At 40.3% G+C, this 2,084-nt stretch carries 1 protein-coding gene; it reads right to left on the bottom strand.

The features are described from left to right. Positions 1-1,905 (bottom strand): Spy0128 family protein (locus tag A0739_RS07430; RefSeq protein WP_231082579.1); only part of this gene is annotated, 1,905 nt, incomplete at its 3' end. Between the last annotated feature and the right edge of the window lie 179 nt (positions 1,906-2,084).

Below are 2,084 nucleotides of genomic sequence, written 5' to 3'. Positions count from 1 at the left end.
TGAAGCAGCGTTCTTAGCTTCTGCTACAACCGCATCTTTTTCTTTCAATTCGAAAGTATAAGCATCAGCCGCAAGCTCTTTACCATTCAAGACTTTCTTAGCTTTGATAGTCGCACTTGTTGAAGCGGCTTTATAAGTGTTAGTGAAAGTTGGTTCTGCTGAAGTAACAGAAGCTGTCAATACTCCACCTTGGAATGCTGCTGTTACAGTAACTTCCTTACCTTCTTCATCAAAAGTGATACCATTGATTGCTGCTGAAGTATCTTCTTTGATGACGTAGTGGTAAGTTCCCGCACCTTTTACTTCAATGTTCTCGAAGGTAATCGTTCCATCAGCTTTTGATTTCGCTGTGGCTACTGGAGTCTTCAAGTTCTCTGCTGTATATAGGTTAAAGGTAAACTCATCCGCTTTTGGAAGTTTATCTGTACGACCTTCTACCACTTTCTTAGCTGTTACATTGAACACAGCTGGAACAGGTTCGTCCTTAAGGTTGATCGTAGAACCTGCTGCTCCGAGTTTGACTGTATACTCTTTTTCATCTAGCTTATAGCCAGCTGGAGCAGACTTCTCTTTGATCTTGAACGTTTTACCTTCCCATTTCTGATCATAAGTTTTAGTAAGCGCTACTCCTTTTTCATTCGTAGTCACTTCTGTTGTTTCACTTGCATCATCTACTGCTGTCACAGTATAAACTGCTCCTTGAACAGGTGTAAGAGTGAACGCGTCTGTCTTATTAATCTTAATTTGGTAGGCTGTAGATGCTACAATTGTACCAGAAATCAAAGATGTTGCTTCCGCTTTCATGCTAAGCGCACCTGGGCGACTTGTATTTTGTGCAAGTTTTGTTCCGTCCGCAAGAGACAAAGCTACGATATTTGCTACTTTCGTACCATCATTTGGAGTGGTAGTACTATATGTAACGAAGTAAGAAGCCGTTCCATCTTTGATGGTAACATCAAATGATGTATAGTTTGAGTTCCAAGCAACTGTATAGTCAGTTCCTTCCACCATGAGTTCTGCTCCTGGAGGAACAGCAGAAGTACCGCCTGTAATATCAGCCTTGTAAATCTTCAAGCTTTCTGGAATGTATTGAGCTGGTGTGTAAGATGTGTCATCATTTGGAATTGTGTCATGAAGCACAATGTTTTGTCCAAAATCTTGTTTTTCTGTGTTCACACGTACACGCCAGTTGGATTGCTCATTACCTGAGCTTACTGATCCGATGGCTGCTAGTTTTGGAGAGTTCCAGCTTTCACGGGAAGCTTGTCCACCAGCTTTCGCATAGTTCTCAGTACCAACTTTAGGACCTGTGATTGTCTTAGCAGTATACGTATGGTTTACTTCTTGCTTCATAGAAGAAGAATTAAAGCTAATTGGTGTCTTAGTCTGGTCTGTTAGGAAGCGGAATGATGCCGCAAAGTTACCAGATACATCCTTAACTTTATCTCCACCGGTTGCAGCTAGGTACTTGTCCAAGTTTTTCAAGGTAATTTTTGCTTTACCACCCTTGTCATTACCACTTGATGTTACAACTGCTTCCCCAATCGTTACTTGCGTAGCTGGGTCAACCAACTGTTGAGTGCCGTTGTAGACTGTCATTGGTGCAGGAATGTCGAAAGTGAAATAATCACCATTGTTCAAGTTCTCATTGTATTGTTTGAGATCAAACGTTACACGAAGCTTGTAGGCATTCCCTGTACGAACTGCATAATCTCCCTCAGATGTTACATTCTGTTTCGTATCTGAAGCATCCAACAACTCAACACCTGTAATAACTTGCGTTAATTCCTTTGGCGTTGGGTCATCAGCTTTAACAGTATTTGTCGAAACAGATGTAAGTGTCAAGACAGAAAGAGCTGCAGCTGAAAGTTTTGAAAGCAATTTCAGCATTTTGCTTTTTGCCATGTTTCCCCTCTTTTCTATATTTTATTTTCAATGTTCTTAATCCCTCTCCTGAGAAACGAAGAAGAAATCACAGATTATTTGATATTTAGTAGTTAAAGTCCTCCAAACACTTTAAGTATTAAACATAAATAACCACATACATTCTAGCATTATACATGTCACTTTGTCAAGCGATTTAA

This window comes from Streptococcus oralis (assembly GCF_001588645.1).
GTDB lineage: Bacteria > Bacillota > Bacilli > Lactobacillales > Streptococcaceae > Streptococcus > Streptococcus oralis_AB.
The sequence above is the reverse complement of the archived record's forward strand: the minus strand, read 5'-3'. Positions and strand labels throughout refer to the sequence as shown.